3 protein-coding genes are annotated in these 2,930 nt (G+C 77.6%); 2 read left to right on the top strand and 1 reads right to left on the bottom strand.

Annotated elements, in window-relative coordinates:
• Positions 1-102: 102 nt before the first annotated feature.
• Positions 103-1,593 (bottom strand): MFS transporter, encoded by a 1,491-nt coding sequence (locus ACFXAM_RS38390; RefSeq protein WP_380298545.1) that lies wholly within the window; start codon positions 1,591-1,593, stop codon positions 103-105.
• A gap of 142 nt (positions 1,594-1,735) precedes the next feature.
• Here ACFXAM_RS38390 and ACFXAM_RS38385 point away from each other — a divergent pair, with 142 nt between their 5' ends.
• Positions 1,736-2,239, top strand: coding sequence for a MarR family winged helix-turn-helix transcriptional regulator (locus tag ACFXAM_RS38385; protein WP_380298543.1), 504 nt, complete (start codon positions 1,736-1,738; stop codon positions 2,237-2,239).
• A 78-nt stretch (positions 2,240-2,317) separates the two neighbouring features.
• Positions 2,318-2,839 carry a GNAT family N-acetyltransferase gene (locus ACFXAM_RS38380; RefSeq protein WP_380298542.1) on the top strand — a complete coding sequence of 174 codons (522 nt, stop codon included), beginning with the start codon at positions 2,318-2,320 and terminating at the stop codon, positions 2,837-2,839.
• Positions 2,840-2,930 lie beyond the last annotated feature (91 nt).

Below are 2,930 nucleotides of genomic sequence, written 5' to 3'. Positions count from 1 at the left end.
CGGCGGCCCCGCGGGCGGGCGGTACCTTCCCCGCGCCCCCCGGCGGGGGGGGGGGGGGGGGTGGGGTCCCCCCCCCCCCCCCCCCCCCGGCCGTTCGCGCACTCAGCGCCGGCGCACCGGCCGGGAGAGCGCCACCGCCAGGGCCGCGACGGCGGCCAGCGCCAGCAGGACCGCACGGCCGCCCAGCACCGGTCCGGCCAGGTGGACGCCGAGCACCGGCAGCGCGGTGCCGAGCGCCGTACCGAGGCTGCGCGCCATGTTGACCATGCCGCCGCCGACCGCCGAGCACTCGGCCGGGATCGCCCGCATCACCAGGGCGTTGTTGGCGGGCAGCAGCAGACCGAGCCCGCCGCCGGCCACCAGCAGGGGCAGCGCCAGGGCGACGGCGCCCGCGGCGGGCAGCAGCGCGCAGCTCAGCAGCCCGGCCCCGGCCAGGGCCGCGCCGAAGCGGCAGCGCGCGACGTCCGACCAGCCGCGCGGCAGCAGCGCTCCGCCGGCCGTCGCGGCCACCGCGAACGCGGCCGGGAGCACGGTGATCACCAGACCGGCCCGCCCGGTCGGCAGGCCGGCCTCGGCGAGCAGCACCGGGCCGAGCACCAGCGGGCAGAACAGCAGCAGGTAGCCGATCAGCGAGACGGCCAGGCCCGGACGCACCCCCGGGGTGTTGACCAGGCCGGGGGCGAGGATCGGCCGGGCGGCGCGGCGTTCCCGGCGGACCAGGCCGAGGCCGCACAGCACGGTGGCGAGCAGCAGCGCGGCGACGGCCCAGCCCGGCAGCGGCAGGCCGGAGGCGGCGGACAGGGCGAGCAGCAGCGCGGTGGTGGAGGCGGCGAGCAGCAGCAGTCCGGCCAGGTCGAAGCGTCCGCCGTCCGGGTCGGAGCGGACGAGCCAGGCGGACCGGGCGGCCCCGCGCGGCCGGGGCACCGGGCGGGGCAGCGCCCGCGGCACCGGGCCGGCGTCCGGGCGGCGGGTCCGGGGCAGCAGGAACCAGCCGGCCAGGATGCCGACCAGCGCGACCGGCACGTTGATCCAGAACACCCAGCGCCAGGAGGCGTGCTCGACCAGCAGTCCGCCGAGGCTGGGCCCGAGCGCCAGGCCGAGGCCCTGGGCGGCGGCCTGGATGCCGAGCGCCCGGCGCATCGCGCGTTCGGGCACGCCGCGGGCGACCAGCGCGACGCTGTTGGCCTGCATCATCGCGCCGCCGACGGCCTGGACGGCCCGGCAGGCGACCAGGGTGCCGAGGCCGCCGGCGAACCCGGCGCCGAGCGAGGCCAGGCCGAAGACGGCGAATCCGCCGATGTACACGGTCTTGCGGCCGACCAGGTCGGAGAGCCGTCCGACCGGTGCCAGCAGGGCGACCAGGACCAGCAGATAGGCGAGGGCGACCCACTCGACGGCGGCGAACCCCGCGCCGAAGTGGCGCTGGAGCGCCGGGTAGACGAGGGCGGTGACGCTGGCGGTCAGCTGGCCGAGGAAGGCGCCGAGGCAGACGGTGCCGACGGCGAGCCAGTGGGCGTACCGCCAGCCGGCTATGCCGCGTGGCCGGGGACGCTCGGTGAGCAGCCGGGTGGTGAGGGTCGACGCCGCGTTCATACGGCGAAATATATCGGATACAGATATGTTCTATCCACGATCTGATCTGCGTGCGACCGGTCCGGCACGGAGCGGGACCGCTCGCCCCCGACCCGTCCGAGGGGGTCCGGCGGCGTCCGAACCAGGCGCTACGCTGTCGGCCATGCCGTCGTCACCGTCCGTTCCCGAACCCGCCGCCGATCCGCAGGCCGTGGAGCCGGCGGCGATCGAGCGCGCCCGGCGGCTCACCGACGCGGTGACCCGGCTCCGCCGCGCGCTGCGCAGCAGCATCCGCACCGACTACCCCTGGGAGTCCCTGCCGATGGCGCAGGTCGAACTCCTCCAGACGCTCGCCGCCGCCCCGCTGCGGGTCGGCGAGCTGGCCGCCCGGCAGCGGCTCGCCCCCAACACCGTCAGCGGCCTGGTCGGCAAGCTGCTGGACGCCGGGTTCGTCGACCGCCAGACCGACCCCGGGGACCGCCGCACCGCGCGGATCGCGCTCACCCCGGCGGGGCGGGGCCAGCTCGACGACTGGCAGCGGGCGCACGAGCGGCGGATCGCCACCGCGCTCGACACCCTCTCCCCCACCGACCGCGACGCCGTGATGAACGCGCTGCCGGCCCTGGAGAACCTGGCCCGCGCGCTCGCCGAGCCCGCGGGCAGCTGACCGGCGGCACGGCGCGGCCGGCATCGGCCCGGGGAAATCCGGTACCCCGCCCGGCACCCGCCCCGCTACCGTCCCGTCATGGACCCCGCGCTGCTCCGTCTCGAACCCTGGACCGACGCCGACCTCGCCCTGCTGCGCCTGGTCAACACCCCGGAGATGCGCCGGCACACCGGCGGCCCGGAGGACGAGGAGCGGATGCTGCTGCGCCACCGGCGCTACCTGGACTTCGTCCCCTCCGGCACCGGCTGCATGTACCGGGTCGTCCTGGAACCGGAGGGGGTGGCGGTCGGCACCGTCGGCTACGCCGAGCGCGACCGGCGGGGCGGGACCGTCTACGAGATGGGCTGGAACGTGCTGCCGCCGTACCAGGGCCGGGGCATCGCCGCGGTCGCGGCGCGGGCCGCCGTCGAGGCCGCCGCCCGCACCGGGCGCCACCGGTACCTGCACGCCTTCCCCTCGGTCGGCAACCCGGCCTCCAACGCCGTCTGCCGCCGGGCCGGCTTCACCCTCCTCGGCGAGACCGACTTCGAGTTCCCGCCCGGGCGGTGGATGCGCAGCAACGACTGGCGGGTGGACCTGCGGGCGCTCCCGGCCGGCTGACCGGGAGCGCCCCCCCCCCCCCCCCCCGGGGGGAGAACAGCGGGGTGCCGCTCACCCGGGGCAGGCTCGTATACACAACAGAAGCGGGCCC

It is taken from the genome of Kitasatospora sp. NPDC059462, assembly GCF_042749955.1.
In the GTDB taxonomy this organism is placed as follows: domain Bacteria; phylum Actinomycetota; class Actinomycetes; order Streptomycetales; family Streptomycetaceae; genus Kitasatospora.
The sequence above is the reverse complement of the archived record's forward strand: the minus strand, read 5'-3'. Positions and strand labels throughout refer to the sequence as shown.

Coding starts and splice junctions, on each gene's coding strand:
- ACFXAM_RS38380 (WP_380298542.1), top strand. CDS start 2,318: ATGGACCCCGCGCTGCTCCGTCTCGAACCCTGGACCGACGCCGACCTC.
- ACFXAM_RS38390 (WP_380298545.1), bottom strand. CDS start 1,593: ATGAACGCGGCGTCGACCCTCACCACCCGGCTGCTCACCGAGCGTCCC.
- ACFXAM_RS38385 (WP_380298543.1), top strand. CDS start 1,736: ATGCCGTCGTCACCGTCCGTTCCCGAACCCGCCGCCGATCCGCAGGCC.